The sequence below is a fragment of the Pseudomonas sp. TH34 genome, assembly GCF_016650865.1.
Lineage (GTDB): Bacteria > Pseudomonadota > Gammaproteobacteria > Pseudomonadales > Pseudomonadaceae > Aquipseudomonas > Aquipseudomonas yamanorum.
Genome location: NZ_JAEKFB010000001.1, coordinates 98,659 through 125,289, shown reverse-complemented (window position 1 = coordinate 125,289; position 26,631 = coordinate 98,659). Strand labels below are relative to the sequence as shown.

General features: G+C 61.4%; 17 protein-coding genes, 4 tRNA genes and 2 pseudogenes. 7 read left to right on the top strand and 16 right to left on the bottom strand.

The window, feature by feature from the left end:
• Positions 1-18: 18 nt before the first annotated feature.
• On the top strand, positions 19-1,893 hold the full coding sequence (locus JFU58_RS00535) for an MFS transporter (RefSeq protein ID WP_201139680.1): 1,875 nt from the start codon (positions 19-21) through the stop codon (positions 1,891-1,893).
• Positions 1,894-2,014: 121 nt separating this feature from the next.
• Here JFU58_RS00535 and sugE read toward each other — a convergent pair whose 3' ends face one another.
• The 3 genes from sugE to rdgC all read right to left on the bottom strand — a co-directional run bounded on the left by sugE (position 2,015) and on the right by rdgC (position 4,477).
• Entirely contained in the window at positions 2,015-2,329 is a 315-nt protein-coding gene (sugE, locus tag JFU58_RS00530; protein ID WP_003190128.1) for a quaternary ammonium compound efflux SMR transporter SugE, read from the bottom strand.
• A gap of 105 nt (positions 2,330-2,434) precedes the next feature.
• The gene (locus tag JFU58_RS00525) at positions 2,435-3,400 is read right to left on the bottom strand and encodes a bile acid:sodium symporter family protein (protein ID WP_063028291.1); all 966 of its coding nucleotides are present in this window, start codon (positions 3,398-3,400) and stop codon (positions 2,435-2,437) included.
• 156 nt (positions 3,401-3,556) lie between these two features.
• On the bottom strand, positions 3,557-4,477 hold the full coding sequence (gene rdgC / locus JFU58_RS00520) for a recombination-associated protein RdgC (protein ID WP_008430455.1): 921 nt from the start codon (positions 4,475-4,477) through the stop codon (positions 3,557-3,559).
• Positions 4,478-4,638: 161 nt separating this feature from the next.
• Here rdgC and JFU58_RS00515 point away from each other — a divergent pair.
• From JFU58_RS00515 to JFU58_RS00505, 3 genes are all read left to right on the top strand, one after another.
• A tRNA-Val gene (locus JFU58_RS00515) sits at positions 4,639-4,714 on the top strand.
• A gap of 20 nt (positions 4,715-4,734) precedes the next feature.
• Positions 4,735-4,811: transfer RNA gene (locus JFU58_RS00510), tRNA-Asp, on the top strand.
• A 139-nt stretch (positions 4,812-4,950) separates the two neighbouring features.
• Entirely contained in the window at positions 4,951-6,282 is a 1,332-nt protein-coding gene (locus JFU58_RS00505) for an IS4 family transposase (RefSeq protein ID WP_201139679.1), read from the top strand.
• Positions 6,283-6,393: 111 nt separating this feature from the next.
• Here the strand turns inward: JFU58_RS00505 and JFU58_RS00500 are convergent, their stop codons facing one another.
• From JFU58_RS00500 to JFU58_RS00490, 3 genes are all read right to left on the bottom strand, one after another.
• The gene (locus JFU58_RS00500; protein ID WP_201139678.1) at positions 6,394-8,817 is read right to left on the bottom strand and encodes a TonB-dependent siderophore receptor; all 2,424 of its coding nucleotides are present in this window, start codon (positions 8,815-8,817) and stop codon (positions 6,394-6,396) included.
• A 77-nt stretch (positions 8,818-8,894) separates the two neighbouring features.
• Complete coding sequence (locus JFU58_RS00495; protein ID WP_201139677.1) at positions 8,895-9,875, bottom strand: FecR family protein; 981 nt, start codon at positions 9,873-9,875, stop codon at positions 8,895-8,897.
• Between the two features lie 7 nt (positions 9,876-9,882).
• On the bottom strand, positions 9,883-10,401 hold the full coding sequence (locus JFU58_RS00490) for a sigma-70 family RNA polymerase sigma factor (protein WP_201139676.1): 519 nt from the start codon (positions 10,399-10,401) through the stop codon (positions 9,883-9,885).
• A 201-nt stretch (positions 10,402-10,602) separates the two neighbouring features.
• On the opposite strand from JFU58_RS00490, the gene JFU58_RS00485 reads away from it, so the two are divergent.
• Positions 10,603-10,678, top strand: a tRNA-Val gene (locus tag JFU58_RS00485).
• Between the two features lie 19 nt (positions 10,679-10,697).
• Positions 10,698-10,774, top strand: a tRNA-Asp gene (locus tag JFU58_RS00480).
• Positions 10,775-10,858: 84 nt separating this feature from the next.
• Here the strand turns inward: JFU58_RS00480 and JFU58_RS00475 are convergent.
• Together JFU58_RS00475 and JFU58_RS00470 are read right to left on the bottom strand one after the other, a co-directional pair.
• Positions 10,859-11,629, bottom strand: coding sequence for an APH(3')-II family aminoglycoside O-phosphotransferase (locus JFU58_RS00475; protein ID WP_177026589.1), 771 nt, complete (start codon positions 11,627-11,629; stop codon positions 10,859-10,861).
• The gene (locus JFU58_RS00470; RefSeq protein ID WP_242488182.1) at positions 11,604-13,142 is read right to left on the bottom strand and encodes an MFS transporter; all 1,539 of its coding nucleotides are present in this window, start codon (positions 13,140-13,142) and stop codon (positions 11,604-11,606) included. Before JFU58_RS00470 ends, JFU58_RS00475 begins: the two co-directional genes overlap by 26 nt.
• Positions 13,143-13,247: 105 nt before the next feature.
• On the opposite strand from JFU58_RS00470, the gene JFU58_RS00465 reads away from it, so the two are divergent.
• Positions 13,248-14,171 carry a LysR substrate-binding domain-containing protein gene (locus JFU58_RS00465; RefSeq protein WP_201139675.1) on the top strand — a complete coding sequence of 308 codons (924 nt, stop codon included), beginning with the start codon at positions 13,248-13,250 and terminating at the stop codon, positions 14,169-14,171.
• Here the strand turns inward: JFU58_RS00465 and JFU58_RS00460 are convergent.
• The 8 genes and pseudogenes from JFU58_RS00460 to JFU58_RS00425 form a co-directional block, all read right to left on the bottom strand.
• Positions 14,131-14,823: a response regulator gene (locus JFU58_RS00460; protein ID WP_010166411.1), complete on the bottom strand. Its 693-nt coding sequence runs from the start codon at positions 14,821-14,823 to the stop codon at positions 14,131-14,133. The genes JFU58_RS00465 and JFU58_RS00460 overlap by 41 nt on opposite strands.
• Positions 14,820-17,471 carry a sensor histidine kinase gene (locus JFU58_RS00455; RefSeq protein ID WP_201139674.1) on the bottom strand — a complete coding sequence of 884 codons (2,652 nt, stop codon included), beginning with the start codon at positions 17,469-17,471 and terminating at the stop codon, positions 14,820-14,822. Before JFU58_RS00455 ends, JFU58_RS00460 begins: the two co-directional genes overlap by 4 nt.
• A gap of 129 nt (positions 17,472-17,600) precedes the next feature.
• Positions 17,601-19,672, bottom strand: a pseudogene (gene kdpB / locus JFU58_RS00450) (potassium-transporting ATPase subunit KdpB).
• Positions 19,673-19,683: 11 nt separating this feature from the next.
• A complete protein-coding gene (kdpC, locus tag JFU58_RS00445) occupies positions 19,684-20,343 on the bottom strand; it encodes a K(+)-transporting ATPase subunit C (protein WP_201139673.1) in 660 nt (219 codons plus the stop codon).
• A gap of 10 nt (positions 20,344-20,353) precedes the next feature.
• Positions 20,354-22,060 carry a potassium-transporting ATPase subunit KdpA gene (gene kdpA / locus JFU58_RS00440; protein WP_201139672.1) on the bottom strand — a complete coding sequence of 569 codons (1,707 nt, stop codon included), beginning with the start codon at positions 22,058-22,060 and terminating at the stop codon, positions 20,354-20,356.
• 107 nt (positions 22,061-22,167) lie between these two features.
• Positions 22,168-22,266 (bottom strand): K(+)-transporting ATPase subunit F, encoded by a 99-nt coding sequence (kdpF, locus tag JFU58_RS32460; RefSeq protein ID WP_003219423.1) that lies wholly within the window; start codon positions 22,264-22,266, stop codon positions 22,168-22,170.
• 1,275 nt (positions 22,267-23,541) lie between these two features.
• Positions 23,542-24,671 (bottom strand): annotated as a pseudogene (locus tag JFU58_RS00430) (catalase family protein).
• Positions 24,672-24,702: 31 nt separating this feature from the next.
• Positions 24,703-26,514 carry a di-heme-cytochrome C peroxidase gene (locus JFU58_RS00425; RefSeq protein WP_201139671.1) on the bottom strand — a complete coding sequence of 604 codons (1,812 nt, stop codon included), beginning with the start codon at positions 26,512-26,514 and terminating at the stop codon, positions 24,703-24,705.
• Positions 26,515-26,631: the final 117 nt, after the last annotated feature.

Below are 26,631 nucleotides of genomic sequence, written 5' to 3'. Positions count from 1 at the left end.
CACGCAGGAACACGGACGATGAGCCACCCCTCGCAATTCACTTTGCTGCGCAAACGGCGCTTCCTGCCGTTCTTCATTACCCAGTCCCTTGGGGCGTTCAACGACAACATCTTCAAGCAGTCGTTGATCCTGGCGATTCTCTACAAGCTGACCATCGAGGGCGACCGCTCCATCTGGGTCAACCTCTGCGCCTTGCTGTTTATCCTGCCGTTCTTCCTGTTCTCGGCCCTGGCCGGGCAATTCGGCGAGAAGTTCAACAAGGACGCGCTGATCCGGGTGATCAAGATCGGCGAGATCGTGATCATGTCGGTGGGCGCGGTGGGCTTCATGTTCAACCACCTGGAGCTGATGCTGCTGGCGCTGTTCGCCATGGGCACGCACTCGGCGCTATTCGGGCCGGTGAAGTACTCGATCATGCCCCAGGCCCTGCACGAAGATGAGCTGGTGGGCGGCAACGGCCTGGTGGAGATGGGCACGTTCCTCGCGATTCTGGCCGGCACCATCGGCGCCGGGATCATGATGTCCTCCACCCATTACGCGCCGGTGGTCTCCACCGCCATCGTCGGCATCGCGGTGCTGGGTTACCTGGCCAGCCGCAGCATTCCCCGCGCGGCGGCGTCCAGCCCCGAGATGCGCCTGAACTGGAATATCTTCAGCCAGTCCTGGGCCACCTTGAAGCTGGGCCTGGGGCAGACGCCGGCGGTGTCGCGCTCGATTGTCGGCAACTCGTGGTTCTGGTTTGTCGGCGCGATCTACCTGACGCAAATCCCGGCCTATGCCAAGGAATGGATGTACGGCGACGAGACCGTGGTCACGCTGATCCTCACGGTGTTCTCGGTGGGCATCGCTCTGGGTTCGATGCTGTGCGAGAAGCTCTCCGGGCGCAAAGTCGAGATCGGCCTGGTGCCGTTCGGCTCGTTCGGTTTGACCGTGTTCGGCCTGCTGCTGTGGTGGCATTCCGGCGGGTTCCCGCAGAACATACAGGCCAACGACTGGATCGCGGTGCTGAGCTACGGCCAGGCGTGGTGGGTGTTGTTCGATATCCTCGGCCTCGGTGTATTTGGCGGTTTCTATATCGTGCCGCTGTACGCACTGATCCAGTCGCGTACCGCCGAGAACGAGCGAGCGCGGGTGATCGCGGCCAACAACATCCTCAACGCGCTGTTCATGGTGGTCTCGGCGATTGTGTCGATCCTGCTGCTGAGCGTGGCCAAGCTGTCGATCCCCGAGTTGTTCCTGGTGGTGTCGCTGCTGAACATCGCCGTCAACGCCTACATCTTCAAGATCGTGCCCGAGTTCACCATGCGTTTCATGATCTGGCTGCTCGGCCACTCCATGTACCGGGTCGAGCATAAGAACCTCGAGCTGATCCCGGACGAGGGCGCGGCATTGCTGGTGTGCAATCACGTGTCGTTTGTCGATGCGCTGTTGATTGCCGGTTCGGTGCGTCGGCCGATTCGCTTTGTCATGTACTACAAGATCTACAACTTGCCGGTGCTGAACTTTATCTTCCGTACTGCCGGGGCGATTCCGATAGCCGGGCGGCATGAGGACATCCAGATTTACGAAAAAGCGTTCCAGCGGATTGCCCACTACCTGAAGGACGGTGAGCTGGTGTGTATCTTTCCGGAAGGCAAATTGACCTCCGATGGCGAGATGAACGAGTTCCGCGGTGGGGTGACGCGAATTCTTGAAGAGACGCCGGTGCCGGTGATTCCGATGGCGTTGCAGGGGCTGTGGGGGAGTTTCTTCAGTCGCGATCCGAACAAGGGCTTCTTTCACCGGATCTGGTCGCGGGTGACCTTGGTGGCCGGCGCGCCGGTGACGGTAGAGGCGGCGACGCCCGAGGCGTTGCATGGGGTGGTGGGGGAATTGCGCGGGAGTGTCAGGTAGTTGATCGTTCCCACGCTCTGCGTGGGAATGCCGCCGAGGACGCTCTGCGTCCGCTTTTAGAGTCGTGACGCGGAGCGTCACAGGATGCGTTCCCACGCAGAGCGTGGGAACGATCTGGTGCCTAAGCGCTGATCTTGAGCCCAATAAGCCCACAGATAATCAACGCCACACTGGCCAGGCGAAACAACGCCATGGATTCCCCGAACAGGATAATCCCGGCAATCACCGTGCCCACCGCACCGACTCCGGTCCAGATGGCATAGGCGGTGCCCAGCGGCAGTTCCTTCATGGCCAGCCCCAGCAGCCCGAGGCTGACGGCCATGGCGGCAATCGTCAGGGCCGTGGGCAGTGGCTTGCTGAAACCGTCGGTGTACTTCAGTCCGACGGCCCAACCGACTTCAAACAGTCCGGCAAAAAACAGAATGATCCAGGACATGATGACCTCCCTTCTTAGGTGGGGTCGTCCCCTGATTAATCGCACGATAGCGTCGCGAGGTCGTCCCCGCGAAGCCCGGTAGAGTGCCGAATATTGATCAGGTGATCAAGTTTCTGACTTGCTCGCCAACAGTTCGCGATCTTCCTTTTCGCTCATCCGCCGGAAGTACGTCGCCAACAACGCCCCGGAAATATTGTGCCAGACGCTGAACAGCGCACTCGGCACCGCCGCCAGTGGCGAGAAATGCGCGCTTGCCAAGGCGGCGCCCAAGCCGGAGTTCTGCATGCCCACTTCCAGCGCCAGGGATTTGCGTTGCGCCAGTGGCAGGCCGAACACGCGGCCGGTGAAGTAACCCAGCAGGAAACCAAAGGTGTTATGCAGGATCACCACCGCCATGATCAGCAGGCCCGACTCGGCAATCTTCGCCTGGCTTGCCGCCACCACGGCGGCGACGATCGCCACGATGCTGATCACCGACACCAGCGGCAACACCTCCACCGCGTGCCGTACCCGGGCGCCCAGCAACCGCTGCGCCACCACTCCGAGCACGATCGGTAACAGCACCACTTGCAGAATCGACCAGAACAACTCCATGAACGACACCGGCAACCAGGCAGAGGCCAGCAGCCAGATCAGTGCGGGCGTCAGCAGCGGGGCGAGGAGGGTAGTGACGGCGGCGATGGCCACCGACAGCGCCAGGTCGCCCCGGGCCAGCCAGGTCATGACGTTGGAGGACGTACCGCTCGGGCAGCAGCCGACGAGGATTACGCCGACGGCAATTTCCGGCGGCAGGTGAAAGACCTGGCACAGCAGCCAGGCCACGCCGGGCATGATCACGAAGTGCGCGACCACACCCAATGCCACGCGCCACGGGTGGCGCGCGACTTCAGCGAAATCTTCAAGTTTGAGGGTCAGCCCCATGCCGAACATCACCAGGCCCAACAGCGGCACGATGGCGCCTTTCAGACCGATAAACCAGGCCGGTTGCAGGAACGCAACCACGGCAAAAATCAGCACCCAGTAGGCGAAGGTATTGCCGACGAAACGGCTCAAGGCGGCGAGTGCGCGCATGGGGTTGGTCCTTGTTATTAGAATGCTGGAAGTGCTAACCCGATCAACTGTGGGAGCTGGCTTGCCTGCGATAGCATCACCCGGGTTTAACTGATAAACCGAGGTGCCCGCATCGCAGGCAAGCCAGCTCCCACATTGACTGTGCCCACTTAAGACTTAGATGCCTTGTGGGGTTTCTTCGCCACCCAGTGCTTCCACCAACGCCGGCAGGAAGTCGCCAAACGTCAGCATCATCAGGGTAAAGCTGGCGTCCTGCTGGCCCAGCGCTTCGTCGCCGCCGTCCTGTTCCGCCTGATCCTGCAGCAGGTCTTCGAACTTCAGGCGCTTGACGGTCATCTTGTCGTCCAGCATGAAGGACAGCTTGTCCTGCCAGGCCAGGGACAACTGGGTCACGACTTTGCCGGTGGTCAGGTGCAGCTGGATCTCTTCGCCGGTCAGGTCCTGGCGCTTGCAGCGCACGATGCCGCCGTCTTCGTGGGTGTCGCGCAGTTCGCATTCGTCGAGGACGAAGAAGTCGTCGGCCGGTTTCTGGGTGGTGACCCAGTCGGTCATGATGGCGGTTGGCGCGGTTTTCACGGTCAGCGGACGTACCGGCAGGGTGCCGATCACTTCACGCAGGGTGGACAGCAGGTCTTCGGCACGTTTCGGGCTGGCGGAGTTCACCAGGATCAGGCCCTGTTTCGGCGCGATGGCGGCGAAGGTCGACGAGCGACGGATGAACGCGCGCGGCAGGAAGGCCTGGATGATTTCATCCTTGATCTGGTCGCGTTCCTTTTTGTAGACCTTGCGCATTTGCTCGGCTTCGATCTCTTCGACCTTTTCCTTCACCGCGTCACGCACTACGCTGCCCGGCAGGATACGTTCTTCCTTGCGCGCAGCGATCAGCAGGAAATCACCGCTGACGTGCACCAGGGGCGCGTCTTCGCCTTTACCGAAAGGGGCGACGAAACCGTAAGTGGTCAACTCCTGGCTTGCACAAGGGCGCGCCAGTTTGGTGGCCAGTGCAGTTTCCAACGCCTCGGCATCAACAGGCAGATCTTGGGTCAGGCGATAGATAAGCAGGTTTTTGAACCACATGGGGTGAGTCTCTCCTTATATACAAAGGGGGGCATTATTCTCCTCATGGCGTCATAGGCCAACCCTCGCTAAGCCATTGGAAGGCCTGAAAAAAATTATTTAAGAAAGTGCTTGCCAGACCATGGGTCGCTCCGTAGAATGCGCGCCACACCGAAAGTGAAGGGTGATTAGCTCAGCTGGGAGAGCGTCTGCCTTACAAGCAGAATGTCGGCGGTTCGATCCCGTCATCACCCACCATTCGCTTTTTAGTGTTACGCGCAGCGGTAGTTCAGTCGGTTAGAATACCGGCCTGTCACGCCGGGGGTCGCGGGTTCGAGTCCCGTCCGCTGCGCCATATTCGGTCACCTGGAACGCTGAACGCCAGGTACCACGGAAAGCCCGCTCATTGAGCGTAATGCTGTTCACTTAAGCATTTGAGCCCACGCCGGGCTTCCTAGAAAATCCGATACCAGACCTCTGGCATCGGATTTTTTATGTCTGTTCAACAGGACCTGCTTGACCTCGGCGACCTTTTCAACTTCTGCGACCTGAGCACCTTTACCCAAAATATTCCCATTGAGTGGGTAGCGTCTGCGCTGGATCTTTCCAGTCAGGCCACCATTCGCCGGCGTCGCCTGCCCGCTGATCAAGTGCTTTGGTTGGTACTGGGGATGGCGCTATTTCGAGATGAGCCGGTTCACGAAGTGGCCAGACGTTTGAACATCTGCGCCCAAGGCCTGGCTTCTGACCACTTGTTGGCCCGCAGCGGTGTGACCGAGGCGCGAAAGCGGCTCGGTGCCGATCCTGTTGAGTGGCTGTTTCGCAAGACCGGTACTCAATGGGGGGCGGAGCGCTACGACGATGATGCCTGGCACGACCTGCAGGTATTCGCGGTGGACGGTGCACTTTTACGCACTCCGGATACGCCCGAGCTGCGAGATCACTTTGGATCGGGAAACACCCCGAGTGAGCGCCAGACACCGTTTCCCATGCTGCGCCTGGTGGCGCTGATGAATGTGCGTTCGCATGTGATCCTGGATGCTCAATTGAGCCCTTACCGACGCAGTGAAATGCGCTTGGCCGACGAGTTTTTGCAGCAGATTCCCGACCACTCAGTGACGCTGTTCGACAAAGGGTTCTGGGGCGCCGAGCTACTGTCGAGTTTGAGCCGTTCGGGCACCCACCGTCATTGGTTGATCCCGGCAAAAAAAGGACTGGTCTGTGAGGAAGTGGCCCGTTACAGCATGCATGACCGTTTGGTGCGCATGAAAGTCTCACCGCAGGCCAGAAAGCGAAATCCGGTCCTTCCATCGCACTGGGAGGTACGTGAAGTCAGCTATGAAATGCAAGGCAAAGTGAAGACCGTCATGACGTCCTTGCCGGCCGAGACCTACAACACCAAGGCCGTTGCCAAGCTTTATCAGGAACGCTGGGAGATCGAGCTGGGCTTCAGGGACATCAAGAGTTCGATGCAACAGAACGCTATGACCTTGCGCAGCAAAAAAGTCGAGCTGATTTATCAGGAGGTGTGGGGACTTTTGCTGGCTTACAACGTAATTCGTCGGGAAGCCAGTCAGGCAGCGGTGGCGTTTGGCCGAGCGCCCTCGGACATCCGTTTCAAACCGGCTTGTCAGTACATCGCGGTGCAATTGATTGTGATGGCTGCGGCCAACCCGATTTCAGCGACAGGGAGACGATTGGCAGAGTTAAGGGCAGGTATCGGAGGATTGTTTCTGGATCACCGTCCAAGGCCTTCGAGGCCAAGGACGGTGAAGATCTCAAAAACCCGATTTCCAGTAGACCGTAAGGCTGCTCCGCTTAAGTGAACAGCATTACGCTCATTGAGCGGGCTTTTTGCTGTCTGGGGTTTGCCAAAACCACCAGTCTGAAAAACGCCCCCGATCATGTGCCGTGATCGGGGGCGTTTTTTATGGGGTTTAGAAATCCCAGCGGGTGGTGACCATGAAGTTACGTGGCTCGCCATAAGCGGCGGAGTTATAGAAGCCGATGTTGGTGTAGTAGGACTTGTCGAAGATGTTGTTGACGTTCAGTGTCGCCGACACGTTCTTGGTGATCTGGTAGCGGGTCATCAGGTCCACCAGCCAGTACGCCTCCTGGGAGAATTCTTCATAACCGCCATGAGGGTTGTTGTAGATGTCCTGCCAACCCACGCTTTGCCAGCGCACGCCACCGCCGACGGTCAGCTTGTCCAGGTCGCCTTTGAGCTTATAAGTGGTGTACAGCTTGACCTGGTCTTCAGGCTCAAACGTTGAAATCTTCTGGTCCTGGTCGTCACGCACCACCTTGTGGGTGTAGCCGGCCTGAATCTGCCAGCCCGGGCTCAACTCGCCGGACACTTCCAGCTCGTAGCCCTTGGTGACGGCCTTGGTGCCTTTGTAGGCGTAGTTCTGTGGTGTCGGTTTCAGGTTGTTGTAGTCATCGTCGGAAACGGCGCGGTTGTTTTCATGGATCTCGAAGTACGCCGCGCTGGCGTTCAGGCGTCCATCGAAGAAATCAGCCTTCATGCCCAGTTCGTAGTTTTGGCCTTCGTCCGGCTCCAGCAACTGGTTTTGCCGGTCGCGGTTGTAGTTTTCCTGGGGCATGAAGATATCGGTGTAGCTGGCATAGACCGAGTAGGTGTCATTCAGGTCGTAGACCACGCCGACGTACGGTACGAAGCGTCCGGTCTCGCGGTAGGACGGGTTGTTGCCGGTCAGGTGGTAATTAACCACGCGGCCACCGAGCAACAGCTTCAGGTCGTCGGCGAGGTTCAGGCGCGTGGTCATGTAGGCGCCGGTCTGGCGAATGGTGTCGTCGGTATATTGCTGCGGCGCGCCCCAATCGGGTTGGGTGGCGTGGCCGTGCCAGTTATTGAAGTCCACCATGTTGGGGGTGAGGTTCCAGTAACCCTTGCCGTTCCAGTCCGAAATGCCGATGGACCCGCCCACCACCAGTTCATGCTCGCGGCCGCCCAGGCTGAACGGGCCGCTGGCATACAAGTCGGCGGAATCGCTGACGGTTTCCCCGGTGTATTTGCCCGAGGTGATTTTGGCGGTGCCATCTGCCCGTGGCTCATCGCCCTGGATCGAGCCCATCAGCGCATGGTAGCCGTTGATCTTGTGATCCAGTTGCAACTTGGTGACCCAGCCATTACCCAAGTCATGCTCGAGCATGGCGAAGGCGGTGCGGGTGTATTGCTCCCAACTGCTCCAGTTGGCCGCGTTGTTGAACGAGCGCTTTACGCTATTGCGGTCGCCATTGGCGTTGATCAGCGGGAAGCTGCCGGACCAGCTCGAGGCGGTGGGCAGGCTGTCCTGATAGTCGCCGCCCACGGTCAGCATCGTGTCGGGGGACAGGTCGAATTCCATGATGCCGTAGTACACCGGGCTTTTGCGCGAGTAACGGTCCATGAACGAGCGCTTGTCCTGATACGCCGCGACGGCCCGGCCACGCACGTTGCCGCTTTCGGTCATCGGGCCGCTGACGTCCAGTTCGCTGCGATAGTTATCCCAGGAGCCCGCGCCGAGGCTGGCATGGCCCTGGAAATCAGCCGTAGGTTTCTTGCGCACCAGGTTGATCGTGGCACCCAGCGAACCGGCACCGGTCAGCAGGCCCGTGGCGCCTTTAAGCACTTCGACCCGATCATAGATCGCCATGTCGCTCAGGGTATTGCCCGCCGAATAGGCGACGTTGCGCGCGGTGGAAGGAATGCCGTCGTACTGGAAGTTGTTGATGGAGAAACCGCGGGCATAGTAGTTGGTGCGATCGGTGTCGAAGGCCGACACGGTAATGCCCGGGGTATGGCGCATCACGTCGTCGACGTTGTTCAGGCCGAAGTCATCCATGTGCTTGCGGGTGACGACGGTCACCGATTGCGGGGTTTCCTTGGGGGTCAACACCAGCCGCGTCGCAGTTGCGATGCTGCCTGGGGTGTAGGAATCAGTACCTTCGGTGACGTTGCCCAACTGGTTGGCGCTTACCTGCGTCGGGCCCAGTTCCATGGCGTCGGTAGCCGCGGGGTTAGCTTCCAGCGCGTACACCTGATCACCTTTGATTACGCGGTAGCCGCTGCCCTGTAACAGCCTGTCGAACCCTGCGTCCACGCTATAAGTGCCTTTCAGCCCTGGCCCATTCAGCCCTTGGAGGTTCTGGGACTGGAACACAATGGCCACCCCCGCTTGCTGGGCAAACTGGTTAAGTGTGGCGCCCAGCGGCCCTGCGGGTATGTCGTAGGCTTGTACCGCGACGTTTACCGTGTCGGCCTGTGCCACGTGGATATTCAATAACGTCGTCGCGAGCAGTGTGAGGGTCAGCGGCGCGCTGCTCAGCAGGCGTCTGCGGGGTTTGGAAGGGAGCGGCATGACGATGGCAGTCCTTTAGTTATCGATATACCTTCCTTGACGGGTAGCTTTAAACAAAGCGGAAACAATTTGGATAATTATTTTTTGTTCTCGGTATCCGGGCTGACGATCATCAGCCACGGCGTAAAGGTTTTCAGCGTGATCGGCAGGGTTTGAGCCAGCATCTGCAAGGTGCGGTCGGTGTCATCCAGGGGAAGTACCGCCGAGACCTTGAGGTTCGCCAGTGCGGCTCGATCAAACTGCAAGCGGCCCGAACGGTGGCGGGCGATCTCATCCAACACTTCCGGCAACGGTCGGTTATCCACCACCAGTTGATGGCGGCGCCAAGCCCCATTGATGCTCGCCGTATCGATACTGCCGGAGAGGCGCACGGCATCCTTGCTGAGCCGCACCTGCGAGCCTGCGTCCACTTCCAGCGTCTGCTGGCCATTCGCGCTTTGGGCGGCAACGCGGGATTCGAGCATGCTCAGTACGGTGACATCACCTTCACGCCTGACCACAAACCGCGTACCCAGCGCACGCAGGGAGCCCTGGGCCGTCTGCACCACAAACGGACGGTCGCCATCGTGGGCCACTTCCACCAGGATCTCACCTTGCAGCAATTCGATGCGCCGCTGCCGGCTGTCGAAATGCAGGTTCGCCGCACTGATGCCGTTCAAGGTCAGCGTGGAGCCGTCCGCCAGGTGTAGGGTTTTCCATTCGCCGGGGCCGTTGTGTACATCGGCCATCCACTGTTGCGGGTAAGGGCTGTAGAGGAGCGCCGCGGCGGGAAGGGCAAGGCTGCAGGCCAATACGAGCGCTCGGATGTAGCGTTTGCGGGCTTTCCCATGCCGAGGAAAGGCCGCACTCAAGGCCGCCCGCGCCGGTGCTTTTTGCCCGCGCAGGGCCTGCATCCGCGCAATCACGTCTTCCATGCGCGCCGCTGAGGCTGCGTGCTGCGGTCCTTGCTGCTTCCAGCGCTCGAACGCCTGGCGCTGGGCCTCGCTCAATTCGCCTTCGTGCAGGCGAATCATCCATTCGGCGGCTTGTTCGTCGATCTGTTGGCGGGAGTCGGGCATGCGCGGTTCAGATATCCACGCTGTGGCTGCAATGCAGCAGGGCCTGGATCAAATACTTGCGTACCGTACGCTCCGACAATTTCAGGTGACGGGCGATTTGCTGCTGGGTCAGGTCTTCGAGGTAATACAGCACAAACGCCTGACGCACGTTGTCGTGCATGCCTTCAAGAATGAAAGCGATGTGCTCTAGGGCTTCCAGGGTGGTGTGGATCTGTTCCGGCGACTGGAAACCCTCCAGGGTTTCCACCGTCAGCATCAATTCCTGAAGATAGGCGTGCTCAATCTGCTTGCGCCGGGCCTGGTCGATGACCAGCCGCCTGGCGGTGGTGCTCAAATAGGCGCGGGGTTCGCGAATACTGGTCACCGACTCTCGTGCGTGCAAAATCCGCGCGAAGGTGTCCTGCGCCACGTCGGCGGCATTGTGGGTACAGCCCAGTTTTCGGCGCAACCAAGTGAACAGCCAGCTGTGATGCGCGCTGTATAGCTCGGTAATCTCCCGTTGGAACGGCGGTTCACCCACAGACATAAGGCGCGGTCCAGGTGTTATTGAGAATAATTGTTAATTGTGGGGCCAAGGCTTGTGCAAACGCAATAGACTCGCGTTTGCGCCCAAAGCGCCGGTTTTGCGGGGTTCGCAGGGGCTAAGGCAAAATATTTTGAATAAATTGCATTTAAATCATGACATTACGAAAAATTGCTATAGAATGCGCCCCACACCGAAAGTGAAGGGTGATTAGCTCAGCTGGGAGAGCGTCTGCCTTACAAGCAGAATGTCGGCGGTTCGATCCCGTCATCACCCACCATTCGCTTTATGTGTTACGCGCAGCGGTAGTTCAGTCGGTTAGAATACCGGCCTGTCACGCCGGGGGTCGCGGGTTCGAGTCCCGTCCGCTGCGCCATATTCGGTCACCTGGAACGCTGAACGCCAGGTACCACGGAAAGCCCGCTCATTGAGCGGGCTTTTTGCTGTCTGGGGTTTGGGTTTAGAAGAACTCGTCCAGCAAACAGTAGAACGCGATGCGCTGCTCATCGGGTTCGACGCCGTATTGCTCGAAGAACGGCGCCACCCAGGCCGCTCCGAGATTGCGCTCGATGCTGCGGGCCGCGAGTGCAAGGTCCTGATAACGGTCACTGATGCCCAGGCGACCGCAGTCAATGAAACCACTGAAGTGATCGCCCTCAGCCATGAAGTTTGGCAGGCAGGCATCGCCGTGGGTCACCACCAGGTCATGTGCGGTGGGGCGGGTCGACAGCAGTTCGGCGAACACATCCACGGCGGTTCGGCCCAGGCGTTTATCGTCGAAGTCGGTCTCGTCAACCAACCCTGCGTTCACACGATTACCGGCGGCCGCGATACGGTGTTCCAGTGAGTGGTCGAACGGGCACTGTGCAACCGGAACCTGATGCAGGCTGCGCAGTGCGCTCGCCACCAGGGCAATGACCTGCGGCGCAGACAAGTCGCTGGCGCTGGCCAGATCCTGCCCGGGCACGGCGGTCATCAGCAGCCAGTGACGATGGTTTTCCGTCAGCTCATCCAGCACGCCAGGCCCTGGCAGGTTCCATTGCTGGAGCCAGCGCAGCCGCTCGATCTCGTCGGGCAACTCGGCGTGTGGGCCGATGGGCTCGGATTTCAGGAACAGGTCCTCACCGTTGTCACGGAGCAGGCGGAAGACGTCGGCTCCCGACTCGCCAATGGTCTGTGGCTCGATGAGGGCGTTGGGGAATTGGTCACGCCATTTTTTTGGAATAGTCATGCGCGCATTCTTCCATTTTCTTCATATCGCTTCCATCCGCCGCACCCTGGCGCCGTAAAAATACAAAGACCACCAAGGACGTGACCAGCGTGAAACCAGCCAGTAGTTGTAGCAATGTGTTGAACCCGGCCGTGTAGGCCGCTCGCAATTCGGCCAGTGGAATTATTGTGCCGGCCTGCAGGATATCGCCCATCACCATCGCCTGGGCAACCACCGAAACATCCGCCGCTGCGCTTCCGCGCAAGTGGTGCGCAACCAACGCGCCCAATACCGCCATCGTGATCGCCAGCGCCACGCCTTCACTGGCCACGCGGGTGGTATTGAAAATCCCCGCCGCCATTCCCGCACGCTCCTTGGGCACCACGCTGATCGCCAAACCATCCATCAAGCCCCACGGCAGCCCGGTGCCGATTCCGATGACCAGCATCGCAGCGACAGTCTGTCCAGGCTGGTCGGCCAGGCTTAATCCCCACAGGCCCAACGCCGCGATCAGCAAGCCAATAGCACACAACACACCCGCCGGCAGCCAGCGGGTCAGCGACGCGGCGATCATCGGCACCACCAGCATCGGTGCCGATAACGCGAGCATCATCAACCCCGCGTCCAGCGCGCTAGCGCCTTCCACACCGATAAACCGCAGGGGCAGCAACACGATCAGCACGATGTAGCAGTAACAGGTACCGATCGGCAGGAGCTGCACGCCAATAAAACGCGGGAAGCGAAACAGCCGTAGCTCCAGCATCGGTTGGCTGGAGCGGTTTTCGACGAGGACAAACACCAGCAAAGACACCGCCGCCGCGATCAGCAGGGCATCAACCAGCGGCGACGTCCAGCCGTGCTCCGGCGCGAGGATCACCGCCGTGGTCAGGGCCACCAGCATCGCGGAAAACGTCAGTACACCAGCGGTGTCCAGCCGCAGCGCTTGCGGGTCGCGGCTTTCACGCATTTTGGGCGCGGCAAACAGCAGCGAAATACCGGCCAATAATGCAGTGCCGAGAAAAATCGAGCGCCAGCCCCAGTGTTCGATCAGCACCCCCGACAGCAATGGCCCAAACGCCAGGCCTGCACCAAACGTTGTGCCTAGCAAGCTGAAGGCGCGGGTGCGGGCATGGCCGTCAAACTCCTGGGCTAGCGCCGCACAGCCACTGGCCAGTGCCGTAGCTGCCGCGACGCCCTGCACGCCACGCAACACATCCAGCCAGAAAATTCCCGGTGCCACTGCCAGCTGTAAGGAGACCAGGGTAAACAGCGCCATGCCCCACAAGAACAGACGCTTTCTCCCATACAGGTCGGCGAGGGTGCCGGCGGCCATCAACAGGCTGCCGAAACTCAGCATGAACGCGTTGGTGATCCACGCCAGCTGGCTTGGCTGGGCAGCAAATGCCTGGCCGATAAAAGGCGTGGCGACGGCGCCGCCAGTGAAGCTCATGGGCAATACCAGGGCGGCCAGGCAAATCGCGGCCAGGATGGAATATCGGCCATGGGCGGCCACAGATTCGGTTGTCGTGTTCATAGGGGCATTCCCGTGAGTCTGAAGACTAAAAGACTCTAATCAGGATGCAATCAAGGATAAACGGGCTTACATTCCGTTCATAGCGGACTGTATGGATGTAATGACGTGACCGATAACTTGAGCGCCGTGATCGCCTTTGTGAAAACGGCAGAGGCCCTGAGTTTCACCGGTGCAGCCCGGGCGATGGGGATTTCCGCCTCGGCGGTGGGCAAGAATGTCGCCAAGCTTGAGGCGTCACTGAGTGTGCGGCTGTTGCACCGCAGCACCCGCAAGGTCAGCCTCACCGCCGAAGGCCAATTATTCTACGAGCGCAGTCGGAAAATTCTCGACGATCTGCAAGACGCCCGCGCCATGCTTTCCCATGCGATGCAGGCACCCCGGGGCAAGCTGCGGGTCAGCCTGCCCACCATCGGTTATCGCTTTCTCTTTCCGCACATGATGGCGTTCCGCAAAGCCTACCCCGAGATCGAACTGGAGCTGGATTTCAACGACCATCTGGTGGATGTGATAGAGGAGGGCTTCGACGTGGTCATCCGCAGCGGCGGCCTGGCGGATTCGACCCTGATGGCCCGCAAGCTGGGGCCGTTCAGATTTGTACTGTGCGCATCGCCCGAGTACCTGCGGGCCAACGGCCGGCCAAAGTCCCTGAACGACCTGGAGCATCACCCGTGTTTGCGTTACCGCTTCGCCACCACCGGAAAAATCATGGACTGGACCTTATCCGCCAACCCGGCCATCACCCAATTGCGCCTGCCCACCGCCCTGACCCTGAACAACATGGAAGCCATGCTCCGCGCCGCGATGGACGGCCATGGCATTGCCTACGTGCCGGACTTCCTGGCCCGCGAAGCACTCGCCGAGGGCCAGCTGGAAACCGTGCTCGACGGCCATTCCGATGACCAGGGTCAGTTCTGGGCCCTGTGGCCATCCAGCCGGCACCTCTCGCCGAAAATTCGCGTGTTTGTCGATTTCGCCGCCGCGCATCTGTTCACAAGCCCACCAGTCGGTAGCCCACCTGCAACTCGGTGATGAAGTACTGCGGCTGGGCCGGGTCGGCCTCCAGCTTCTGCCGCAGATGCGCCATATGCACCCGCAGATAGTGGGCGCGGTCCACGTAGTCCAGTCCCCACACTTCAAGCAATAACTGCCGATGGGTGAGCACCCGGCTCTGCCCGCGAATCATCGCGCACAGCAGGCGGTATTCGATGGGCGTCAGGTGCACCGGCAGGCCTTGGCGCCACACTTCATGGGTCGCCAGGTCCACCTCAATCTCGCCAAATGCCACCTTGCTGGTGGCCGCCACGGTGCCGGTTTGCCCGTGCCGACGCAGTTGCGCACGGATGCGCGCCAGCAACTCGGGCACGCCGAAGGGTTTGGTCAGGTAGTCATCGGCGCCGGCGTCCAGGGCGGCGACTTTTTCCTCTTCGCGATCCCGCGCCGACAACACCAGGATCGGCACCGCCAGCCATCCCCGCAGTTCGCTGATCAACTGTTTGCCGTCGCCGTCCGGCAGGCCGAGGTCGACGATCACCAGGTCCGGCTGGCGGCTGGAGGCGTGGATCAACGCGCGCTTGACGCTGTCGGCCTCGAACACCTGGAAGCCCTCGTCCTGCAGGGCGATGCCGACAAAACGGCGGATATTGGCCTCGTCTTCAACAATCAGAATGCGTGCAGTGCTCATAGGGCGTCCATTGGGGGCGGAGTACCCGCCGGTAAAGTGATGACGAAATGCATGCCGCGCTCGCTGCCGGGCATGGCTTCGATGCGCCCGCCGTGGGCTTCGACGATGCGTTTGGCCAGGGCCAGCCCCAGGCCGATCCCGGCGACCGAGGACTCCTGCTGGCCACGGGCAAACGGTTCGAACAGATTGGCCGGCGCGCTGCCCGTGCCGGTGTCGCTGACTTCCAGCAGGATGTTGTCCGAAACGGCGCGGGCGGCCACGGTAATGACCGTGCCCGGCGGGGTGTACTTGGCGGCGTTGTCCAGCAGGTTGACCAGCACCCGTTCGATCAGCAGCGCATCGACTTCCACCAGCGGTAATTGCGGGTCCAGCGTCGTATTCACCACATGCCGGGCCAGTGGCTCACGCAACTGGCGCAGGGCGCTGCCGACGATCTCTTCCAGCAAATGCCATTGCCGGTTGAGCCGCACGCCGCGCTCTTGCATGCGGGCCATGTCCAGCAGGTTTTCGATCAGGCGTTGCATTGAGGTCGCCTGCTCATGAATACCGTGCAGCAACTCGGTCAGCGGCCCCGGCGGCGCATGGGGCAGGGCGGTGTCGGCGGCGCCGATCAGGGTGGTCAAGGGCGTGCGCAAGTCGTGGGAAATCGCCGCGAGCAAGGTGTTGCGCATCTTCTCGCCTTCCATCTGCACCAACGTGCTTTGCGCCACTTCGACAAAGTGCACGCGCTCCAGGGCAATTGCCAGCTGGCTCATGCAGGCTTCCAGCAGGCGGCGTTCTTCGGGCTCGTTGAGGCGTTCGCTTTGCGCCAGTTCCAGCACCAGCACACCGCGCACGCGCATCGGGGCCTTGAGTGGCAGATAGCACCCCTTGGCGGCGGACAAGGTGTCGGTGCCCTGGCCGGCGGATTGGCCGTGGTCGTAGGTCCATTGGGCGATGCTGTCGTCGATCGGCAGCCCGCCTGCGCCCACGCTGTGCACGCCGTCGGCGGCGTCCGGCAAGGCCAGGCCTACCCGTGCCTCGAACACGCCGCTGAAGGTGCGCAATGCCACTTCGCTGATCTGCTCCACGGTCAACGCGGCCGACAGGTCCCGCGCCAGGCGTGCCAGGGATGTGGCGCGACGTTCTCGAGCGGCGGCGGTGCGCGCTTCGTGGCGCAGGCGTGCGGTGAGCTGCCCGGTGATCAGCGCGATGCCGAGCATCAACGCGAAGGTGAAGAAATACTGGGTGTCGTTGACGGTAAACGAGTAGCGCGGCTGGACGAAAAAGAAGTCGAAACACAGCACCGCGAGCATCGCTGCCCACACGCCGGGGCCGCGTCCAAACCGCAGGGCCACCAGCACCACCGTGAGCAGGAACAGCATCACCACGTTGGCCAGGTCGAACACCTGAAGCAGCAGCGCGGCGATGGCGCTGGCGGTGAAACAGGCGAGGGTGGCCCAGAGGTAGGCGAGGGTCCGGCCGGGGGCGGGCGCGGTTTTTTCAATGACCGGGACAGTGCCCGGCAGTACGCCATGGGCGATCACAATCTGGTCGATCTGCGGATGGTGTCGGCTGATCCGGTCGCCCACCGACTGGTGCCAGAACCGCCACGCCCGGCGCGGGTGATGGCCGAGTACCAGGCGATTGGCGTTGTGTTCCCGGGCGCAGGCGGCCAGTGCTTCAGCGACGTCCATGCCCGGCAGCGTAGCGGTGTCGGCGCCAAATTCGCTGGCCAGGGCCAGGGTTTTCATCGCCGTAAGATAACGCTTGGCACCGCGACCCTGGGCGGAGGCGACGTGCACCACGATCCAGTCCGCCTCGAGCTTTTGCGCCAGACGCGCGGCTTCGCGCACCAGACGCTCATCGCCGGCGTCACCGGCCACGCCTACCAGCAATCGCTCGCGGGCGGGCCACAGGGTCTTGATCGATTGTTCGCGGCGGTACACGCGCATTTGCGTGTCGACCCGGTCGGCGGTGCGGCGCAGGGCCAGTTCCCGCAGGGCCAACAGGTTCCCCTTGCGAAAAAAGTGCCGCGAAGCGCGCTCGGCTTGGGGACCCAGGTACACCTTGCCGTCCTTCAAGCGTTGCAGCAGATCATCCGGCGGCAGGTCCACCACGACCACTTCGTGGGCGTTGTCGAACACGTGGTCCGGTACGGTTTCCCGCACGCGAATGCCGATGATCCCACTCACCAGATCGTTAAGGCTTTCCAGGTGCTGGACGTTGAGGGTGGTCCACACATCGATGCCGGCGCTGAGCAGCTCTTCCACGTCTTGCCAGCGTTTCGGGTGGCGTGAGCCGGGCACGTTGCTGTGGGCCAGTTCATCCACCAGCAGCACGGCGGGATGGCGTTGCAGGGCGGCGTCGAGGTCGAATTCGGTGAGGGCAAAGTCGCGGTGAAGACGGTGGGCCCGGGGCAGTTGTTCGAGACCGTTGAGCAGGTCGGCGGTTTCCTGGCGGCCGTGGGTTTCCACCACGCCGGCGAGTACGTCGCGCCCCAGGCCGACTTCCCGTTGCGCCGCGTCGAGCATGGCGCAGGTCTTGCCCACTCCGGCGTTGGAGCCGAAGTAGATACGCAGTTTGCCGCGCAAGGCGGCCTGTTCTTCCTGCTGGACCCGGGCGAGGAGGGCGTCGGGGTCGGGGCGTTCTTCGTTTAATGCGGGCATGTCATTCCTGGTCAATGCGGTTCAATTGTGGGAGCGGGCTTGCTCGCGAAAGCGGTGTATCAGTGACAGATGAGTTGGCTGACACACCGCATTCGCGAGCAAGCCCGTTCCCACATTGGGTTTGCGGCGCTACACGAGACCCAGCCCGGTCAGTACCATGTCAATCAGCTTGATCCCGGCAAACGGCACCAGCACCCCGCCCAGGCCATAGATCAGCAGGTTGCGATTGAGCAATGCCGCCGCGCCAATCGCCCGGTAGGTCACGCCGCGCAGTGCCAACGGAATCAGCGCCACGATGATCAACGCGTTGAAAATCACCGCGCTGAGAATCGCCGAGTTGGGGCTGGTCAGGTGCATCACGTTCAGCGCGCCGAGCTGCGGATAGGTCGCGACAAACGCTGCCGGGATGATCGCGAAATACTTCGCCACATCATTCGCCACGCTGAAGGTGGTGAGCGCGCCACGGGTCATCAGCATCTGCTTGCCCACCTCGACCACTTCGATCAGCTTGGTCGGGTTGCTGTCGAGGTCGACCATGTTGCCGGCCTCTTTCGCTGCCTGGGTGCCGCTGTTCATCGCCACCGCCACGTCGGCCTGGGCCAGCGCCGGTGCGTCGTTGGTGCCGTCGCCGGTCATGGCCACAAGCTTGCCCTGGGCCTGGTAGTCGCGGATCAGTTGCAGCTTGTCTTCCGGGCGCGCCTCGGCGAGGAAGTCATCCACGCCGGCTTCCACGGCAATCGCGGCGGCGGTCAGGCGGTTGTCGCCGGTGATCATCACGGTCTTGATACCCATGCGCCGCAGTTCGGCGAAGCGCTCCTTGATGCCGCCCTTGACCACGTCCTTGAGCTCCACCACGCCGAGTGCTTTGGCCCCGTCCGAGACCACCAGCGGGGTGCTGCCGCGTCGTGATACTTCGTCGACCTTGGCTTGCAAGGCTGCCGGAAAGCTCCCACCCAATGCTTCGATATGACTGCGGATGGCATCCGCCGCGCCCTTGCGAATACCACGGCCTTCGGGCAGGTCGACGCCGCTCATGCGGGTTTGTGCAGTGAAGTGCACAAAGCTTGCGCCGAGGGCGTTGATGTCCCGCGCACGGATGTCGAACTTCTGCTTGGCCAGCACCACAATGCTGCGGCCTTCCGGGGTTTCGTCGGCCAGGGACGCCAGTTGCGCTGCATCGGCCAACTCGGCTTCCTTGACCCCTGGTGCCGGCAGGAAGCTGCTGGCCTGGCGGTTGCCCAGGGTGATGGTGCCGGTCTTGTCCAGCAGCAACACGTCGATGTCACCCGCCGCCTCTACCGCACGACCAGAGGTGGCGATCACATTGGCCGACATCATGCGGCTCATGCCCGCCACGCCGATGGCCGAGAGCAGGCCGCCGATGGTGGTGGGGATCAGGCACACCAGCAGCGCCACCAGTACCGTGGCGCTGATCACGCTACCGCTGCCACTCATGGCCACGGCGAAGATCGAGTACGGGCTCAGCGTGGCGATCACCAGCAGGAACAACAGGGTCAGGCCCACCAGCAAAATCGTCAGGGCGACTTCGTTGGGAGTCTTCTGGCGCTTGGCGGATTCGACCATGGAAATCATACGGTCGAGGAACGACTCCCCGGGTTGACGCTGATGCGCACCACCAGCCAGTCCGACAGCACCCGCGTGCCGCCGGTGACCGAGGAAAAGTCGCCGCCGGCTTCGCGGATCACCGGTGCCGATTCACCGGTGATTGCGCTTTCATCCACCGAGGCCACGCCTTCGATCACTACGCCATCGAGCGGCACCAGGTCGCCGGCTTCGATCAGCACCACCTGGTCCTTGCGCAACAGCGTCGCTTCGGTCGGCAGCCACGCCGCGCCGTGCTTGGGCTGCTGCAGCAGCTTGGCCAGGGTCTGGCGTTTCATCCCCCGCAGGCTGGCGGCCTGGGCGCGGCTACGACCCTCGGCCAGGGCCTCGGCGAAGTTGGCGAACAGCACGGTAAACCACAGCCACAAACAGATGCTGAGGATAAAGCCGCTGGGGGCTTCACCCTGGCCGCCGAGGGACTGGAACCACAGCAGCGTGGTGAGGAGGCTGCCCAGGTACACCACGAACATCACCGGGTTTTTCCACTGCGCCTGGGGCAGCAGTTTCTTGAACGCGTCCCCGCAGGCGGTGAGCACGATGGCGCGGTCAAACAGAGGTAAACGAGCATTCTTGATCATGGGGGAATCTCTTACTCACTGGCCGCAATGGGGGGCTGGCGCACAGGCAAGCGGGCGTCCAGCGCGAGGTTGAGTTGCAGCACATTGACTCGTGGTTCGCCGAGCAAACCGAGGGTGCGTTCCGCGGTGTTTTCGTTCACCAGTTGCAGCAGTTCGGCTTCGGGGATCTGCCGCAGGCGGGCGACCCGGGCCAGTTGGATGCGCGCGTTGGCCACGGAGATATGTGGGTCCAGGCCGGAGGCGGAAGCGGTGACCGCATCCACCGGCACCTGGGCGTCGGCGGCGAGGCTGTTGTCCTGGCGGTAGGCTTTAACTCGGGCTGCGACCTGGTCTACCAGTTTCTGGCTGGTAGGGCCCAGGTTGCTGGCGCCGCTGGAGCCGGCGTTGTAAGGCTGCGACACGCTTTTGCTCGGGTCTTGCGGGTCTGCGCCGAGGGTCATGCTCGGGCGGCCATGGAAGTACCCGGGCTGGGTGAAGTCCTGGCCGATCAACGCCGAGCCGATCACCAGGCCGTCGCGTTCAATCAGCGAACCCTGGGCCTGGAACGGGAACAGCAACTGCGCGGCAAAGGTGGTGAAGATCGGGTAGGCGAGGCCGGTCAGGGCCATGAAAAACACTGCCGAAACCAGCACTGGGCGCAACAGCCCTTTGAATATCGATTGAGTCGTCATCAACGTGTCCTTAGTTGTACGTCTGGCCGGACAGCAACTGCAGTTGCTCCACCAGCGGGCCGAGCGCGAGGGCCGGCAGGAAAGTCAGGCCGCCCACCACCAGCACCACAAACACCACCAGCACCATGAACAACGGGGTTGCGGTGGGGATGGTGCCGGCGCCGGCAGGCACGGTCTTTTTCAACGCCAGGGAGCCGGCCACGGCGAGCATCGGCAGCATGGTGAAGAAGCGCCCGACCAGCATCGCGAGGCCAATGGTGGTGTTGAAAAACGGCGTGTTGGCATTCAACCCGGCGAACGCCGAACCGTTGTTGGCGGTGCCCGAGGTATAGGCGTAGAGCACCTCGCTGAAACCGTGGGGCCCTAGGTTATTCAGGCTGGCCATGGTGTCGGGCCACAGGGCGGCGAGGGCGGTGAAACCGAGGATGCTGATGGGGTGCGCGAGCACCGAGAGCATCACCAGTTTCATCTCCCGGGCCTCGATCTTCTTGCCGAGGAATTCCGGGCTGCGGCCGATCATCATGCCCACCAGAAACACCGTCAGCAGCGCGTACTGGATCAGGCTGATAAAGCCCACGCCGTCGCCGCCGAACACGCAGTTGAGCATCATCTGCGCCAGGGGCACGAAGCCGCCCATGGGGGTCAATGAGTCATGCATCGCGTTGACCGAGCCGGTGGTGGCCGCAGTCGTGGTGGCGATAAACAGGCTGCTGTCGGCAATGCCGAAACGCAGCTCCTTGCCTTCCATATTGCCGCCGCTTTGCTCGATGGACAGCGCCTGGTTGGCACCGGCCTGGGTCAGCAACGGGTTGCCGTTTTGCTCGGCGCCATACACCAGCGCGAGAAAGCCGATGAACATCACCAGGAAGGTGCCGAAAAACACCCAGCCCTGACGGCGTTGCAGCAGCATGCTGCCGAAGGTGTAAGTCAGCGCCGACGGGATCAGCAACATGCTGAGGATGTGCAGGGCGTTGGTCAGTGGCGTGGGGTTTTCGAACGGGTGCGCGGCGTTCATGCTGAAGAAGCCACCGCCGTTGGTGCCGATATGCTTGATCGATTCAAAGCTCGCCACCGCGCCGACAATCAACTGTTGCTGCGCGCCTTCAAGCGTTGTAGCCAGGGCTTGGGAGGCAAAGGTCTGGGGCATGCCTTGCCACACATACACCAGTGCCATGCCCACGCACAGCGGCAGCATCACGCGGTATAGGGTGCGGGTGAAGTCGACCCAGAAGTTGCCGATATCCGCCGAGCTTGAGCGGCTCAAGCCACGGATAAAACCCGCTGCGGCGACCACGCCCGAGGTGGCGCCGACAAACATCAGGAACGTAATCACCGCCATCTGGCTGAAGTTCGACAGGCTGGTTTCGCCCGAGTACGCCTGCCAGTTGGTGTTGGTGATAAAGGACGCGGCGGTATTGAACGCCAGGTCCGGGGTTTGCGCGGCCAGCCCGAGCGGGTTGATCGGCATGACGGCTTGCAGCCGCAGGATGGCATAGCCGAGCAGCATCATCGCCGCGTTCGACAGCAGCAGGGCCGAACCGTAGCGGGCCCAGCTCATGGTTTCCAGCGGGTCGATGCCCAGCAGGCGATAGGTATAACGTTCCGGCAGGGCATGGCGGGTTCCGGTAAAGACCCGGGTCAGCCACTTGCCCATCAGCACGGCGAGGCCGGTCATCAACCCCAGGACCAGCGCAAATTCCAGCAAAGTGCTTAGCATGTCGAGGCTCCGTTCAAATCTTGCCCATGGCGACAATGGCCATGGCTGTCGTGGCGAAAAACACCAGGGAGAGGCCTACAAAAATCACGTCGTACATGGTGGGCTCCCTAGAACTTTTCGGCGCGAATGAGGGCATAGCCCAGATAAGCGAACAGCCCGACGGCGCATAGGCCACTGGCGATATAGATGAACTTGAGTGTGAGCACGGTGGAACTCCCCTGATTAATAAGCCGCGATTGCGGACGCGGGGAGGTTAAGAGGTTGGGTATCAAGTTCGGGCACTGATTTTGGGCGCGGGTATTAAGACGGTGTATAGAGGGGGTTGGGGTGGGCGAACGGAAAAAAGGGATAGCCCGGGGGTGGGGTATCCCTTGAAACACTGGGGTTCTGCTGCTTTTGATGATCAGCTTATTTGGCTTTCTTTTTCTTTGAATCGCGGGTGGCGAGTTGTTCGAAGCAAAAGGCGGCGGCGCCGAACAGGGCGATCATTGAGAGGACGATCATGCCTAAAGTTGAACTTTCCACGATGACTTCCTACGGGGGTGATTGGTGTGGAGTTCACAGTAGTGGAGGGGGGATTAGTTGCTCAATAGAGACGACGTAAACGTTATGGCTGGGGTTGAATCTATACGGGTTCTTTACGTGGCTGTTGTGTGTATATCCGTTTTTTAGGTAACGGCTACTTATGGTTTCGCTCTTACAGCGAGTCACTTTGCAAAAGCGGCAAAGTAACCAAAACGCTCTGCCCCGCCTGTCGGCACCTCGCTAGGGCTCGTTGTTCCCTCACTCCGGCATTGCTCCGCGGGCCGCCGCGACGGGCCATCCATGGCCCGGCGCGGCTAAACCGGCGTCCTGCCGGTTTACCCGCTCCGCAATACCTGCGTTCGGCCTCGGGCTTATTGGGGCAGTCAGATCAAAATCAAAAGCAGATCAAAAGCAGAGCACAGCGGCCTCCCGGCCGGCTTGAGTGTTAGAAGCCAGAGCGAAAGCCAGAGCGAAAGCCAAAGTCTGAAGTTGATGCAGCTCTGCTTTTCTGTGGGAGCTGGCTTGCCTGCGATGCAGACACCTCGGTCTTTCAGATACACCGAGGCGATGCCATCGCAGGCAAGCCAGCTCTCACATTTGGACCGTGCCCGCTTTTGATTTTGCTCTTCAACACTCAAGCCGGCCGGTAGGCCGCTGTGCTCTTGCTTTTGATCTTGATCTTAGGCGCCCCGTTAAACCACGCTGGCCGAACGCAGGCTTTGGAGCGTGGGTAACCCGGCAGGACGCCGGGTTAGCCGCGCTGGGCCAAGGATGGCCCATCGCGGCGGCCCACGGTCCAAAGCCGGAGTGAGGGCACACCGAGCCTAGGCGAGGTGCCGAGTGGTGGGGCAAGAGCGTTTTGCTTACTTTTGCGCTCTTCAAAAGTGAGCCGCTGTAAGAGCGGAACCAATAGCGGCCACAACCGCAGCAACGGATATGCACCCCACACCGCGGAGCTACAAATTCCGGCTATGCCGATAATCACTGACCGCCTCATACACCGCCTTACGCAACCGATTAATCCCCCCAATCGGCCGATGCGCCTCCACCCCAAACCACGGATTAAACGACTGATTATCACAAGCCAGGTTCAACGCCGGCGTATCAAAATCCTGCGCCGGAATCACCACCTTGGCCACCGTCTCAAACGGCGCATCACTCTCTTTCCACTCAACGCTGGTGTCCTCGATCGGCATAAACTTCTGCGGATTTTGCCGCTGAATCTGCAACACAAAACACGCCGCCACCCGGTCCGTCGACAGTTGCTGATTCAACGCACTGCGCAAAAATTCGGCAGGTCGTGGTTCTGTTTGGGCAACACATATTCAGGGCAACTCTGCGGGTCGGGCACCACCCGAAACTTCGCATTCGCCGCCCCAAACTTATACGGCGACACCGAGAAATACGTCGTCTGCGTAGGACTCACCGGCGGCGGCGCCAACGTCGCCAGCGCGATAAACAAATGCCGCACCTGCCAACTGCGAGGATCCACCCCGGGGAAGAACGCCAGGACCTTCTTGCCATCCGCCTGGGCCGAAATGTTCTGCGCATACTCCGCCACATCACTGACGAAAAAGTTCGGATGGCTGAACATCACAAAGTCCTGCTCACCGCGCGCCTGCTGATCCGCCAGCAACTGCTTGCCCGGCACGTCCAAGAGCTTGATCGCCATGCCCCGGGCATCCCGGATGCTGTCGAATTGCGGATACGCATTGCCGTTGGACAAACGCATCATCGACTGCCAGGTCTTGCCCGGCTCGGCGAACACGCCCTGGCGCAAGGCTGGGTCGAGGTCCGGCAGTACGCTGACCTCGGCCTTCACGCAGCCATGGGCCTTGGCATGCGCATCCCGCAGGTAACGCGTGCCCTCGCGGTGTTGGTCGACGATGCGCACGGCGGTCTGGATGATGCCTTGGGTCATGGCCGCTTCCCCCGGCGGGATCTGTTCATCCGGTGACACCGGGCCGCTGTGCTGCCAGGCAAACCACAGGGTGGACAACAACCAGGCCAGCAGGCCCAGGCCCACCAGCCACAACAGGGTCTTGCCGAGAAACGCGCCGAGGCGCAGCCAAAGTCGAGCGAGCATTTAAAAATCCTTTTCTGCGAAGTCGGTTGGGTCAGGGCAGTTGCTGTTCCAGCGGGCCACCCAGCACTTTCAAATATTCCAGCAGCGCCCAGCGTTCCTGGGGCAGCAAGCCTCGGCCGATCACCCCGTTGCCACGCTGCCCGGCACGGAATTCGTGGCCGCTGTTGTGGTTGCCGGTGATCCGCGTATCGAACAGGAAGGCGTTGGGGAACGCAGCGGTTTGATAGCCCTGGTGGCGCGGATCGTATTCGAAAGTGCCTTTATAGAAGGTCGGGCTGCGCTCGTCCTGGGGCGAGAGCAATTGGTAGATCGTCGGCACCGAGCCGTTGTGCAGGAACGGCGGTGTCGCCCATACCCCGGCCAGTGGCCGTGCCTTGTAGGCACGCAATTCGCGCACGCCGATGGGCAGGCCGAAGCCGTCCAGGCGCGGGCGTTCGGCGGGTGTCACGCCGGCGGCACGGTAGGCGTGGTCTTCGACAAAGGCGGTGATGTAAGCCAGGCCTTTGGCTGAAGAAATGCTGCGCAGGTCCAGCGGCTCGGTGGGGGTGGGGTGCAGTTCGACGTTCATTTTCGCCAACTCCGCCGGGTCCCATTGCAGGGCGCTGAGGTCGAAGCGGTGGTCAGCGATATTGTTGGCGGCAGTGGGGTCGGTGCCAATGACGTCCACGGGGAGCATTTTCAACTGGCGCACCGGACGGCCATCGACTTGGGAAACTGCCGGTACGTGGCAGCCGGCGCAGTTTTCGGTGAACAACGCGCGGCCTTGGGCGGCCAACGGTTTGTCGATGGCGCCGAACAGGTCTTCAGGCCAAGTGGGTGGCTTGAGCCGTTGCAGGGTTTCTTCGATGGTATTCAGGTCGCGCACCCGTACGCTGGAGGCGTAGCGCGCATCGCCCTGGAGCGGCTGGCCGGCGCTGTCGAAGAAGTCCAGGGTGGCGCCAACGCCCAGGGCTTCGCCGATATTGCGGGCCATGGGTTGCTGGGCCGAGCCGTTCCATTGCACCCAGTCGAAGGTCCAGATGTCCCACAGTTGCGGGTAGTCCACTGGTGCATTGGCGATGCGGTAGTTGTCGGGGGAAATGGCGTCGCCGAAGCTGGCGTTGGCGATACGGCCAAAGGCGTCGGTGCGGCCCGGGCCTTCTTCGGTGGGGTAGAGGCCACGGTGGGTGTCGTTCCAGGCAACTTTCAGGAAGTTGTTCAGGGACTTCTTGAAGTCCTGGCGCAGTTGCGCCGCGTTCCGGTCGTCATAGTCATGGCCCAGCACGGTGCGGGCAAAGCGCTCGAATTTCCACGGGTTGTAGTAGGTCGAGGCAAGGCTGGCGACCAGTGCCTGGCCGAAGCTGCCGCCGCGCAGGGTCGGTACGCTGGACGGCAGCACATGTTGCGCCGGGCCACCGTCGATACGCAGGCCTTGCCCTTTGAAGTTCAACTGGCCGGTGTGGCACGCGGCGCAGGTGATGTCGAGAAACTCATCATTGCTGCCGGCATTTTTATGCCGGGCGAAACCCACCGGCAGGTTGCCGGGGTTTTGCGCGGTGGGTACCTGCTTGGGGTCTACCAGGAAGCCGAAGCGCGCCAGGTACTCCGGCGTGGCGAAACGCTGCTCGGAGAACGGCAGTTCCAGTGCGGTAAACCAGGCATAACGCAGGCCCTTGACCTGGGTGCCCTGGGGCGTGAAGTAGTAGGTCTGGCGATCTGCGGCGCTCCATTGATCCTGATAGTGCACCTGTTCCACCGGCACGTAGACCGGCAGCTTCGGGTTGACCACGTAATAGAGCACCACCGCCAGGACCAGGCCCAGCAGTATGAAAATCATCAGCAAAACACGGGAAAAAATGCGCAAGATAACTATCCTTGTCGAGTTGTAGCGTTCTTATGCCATCAGGCCAGCAGTGCGGCAAGTGGCCATGAGTCTCGTTCCAGTGCTGCTGCTGTCCGCTGCAGGGCCCTGGATTGAATG

Excerpts from the sequence above, each read along its gene's own strand:
- JFU58_RS00535 (WP_201139680.1), top strand. The coding sequence starts at position 19 with ATGAGCCACCCCTCGCAATTCACTTTGCTGCGCAAACGGCGCTTCCTG.
- sugE (WP_003190128.1), bottom strand. The coding sequence starts at position 2,329 with ATGTCCTGGATCATTCTGTTTTTTGCCGGACTGTTTGAAGTCGGTTGG.
- JFU58_RS00525 (WP_063028291.1), bottom strand. The coding sequence starts at position 3,400 with ATGCGCGCACTCGCCGCCTTGAGCCGTTTCGTCGGCAATACCTTCGCC.
- rdgC (WP_008430455.1), bottom strand. The coding sequence starts at position 4,477 with ATGTGGTTCAAAAACCTGCTTATCTATCGCCTGACCCAAGATCTGCCT.
- JFU58_RS00505 (WP_201139679.1), top strand. The coding sequence starts at position 4,951 with ATGTCTGTTCAACAGGACCTGCTTGACCTCGGCGACCTTTTCAACTTC.
- JFU58_RS00500 (WP_201139678.1), bottom strand. The coding sequence starts at position 8,817 with ATGCCGCTCCCTTCCAAACCCCGCAGACGCCTGCTGAGCAGCGCGCCG.
- JFU58_RS00495 (WP_201139677.1), bottom strand. The coding sequence starts at position 9,875 with ATGCCCGACTCCCGCCAACAGATCGACGAACAAGCCGCCGAATGGATG.
- JFU58_RS00490 (WP_201139676.1), bottom strand. The coding sequence starts at position 10,401 with ATGTCTGTGGGTGAACCGCCGTTCCAACGGGAGATTACCGAGCTATAC.
- JFU58_RS00475 (WP_177026589.1), bottom strand. The coding sequence starts at position 11,629 with ATGACTATTCCAAAAAAATGGCGTGACCAATTCCCCAACGCCCTCATC.
- JFU58_RS00470 (WP_242488182.1), bottom strand. The coding sequence starts at position 13,142 with ATGAACACGACAACCGAATCTGTGGCCGCCCATGGCCGATATTCCATC.
- JFU58_RS00460 (WP_010166411.1), bottom strand. The coding sequence starts at position 14,823 with ATGAGCACTGCACGCATTCTGATTGTTGAAGACGAGGCCAATATCCGC.
- JFU58_RS00455 (WP_201139674.1), bottom strand. The coding sequence starts at position 17,471 with ATGCCCGCATTAAACGAAGAACGCCCCGACCCCGACGCCCTCCTCGCC.
- kdpC (WP_201139673.1), bottom strand. The coding sequence starts at position 20,343 with ATGACGACTCAATCGATATTCAAAGGGCTGTTGCGCCCAGTGCTGGTT.
- kdpA (WP_201139672.1), bottom strand. The coding sequence starts at position 22,060 with ATGCTAAGCACTTTGCTGGAATTTGCGCTGGTCCTGGGGTTGATGACC.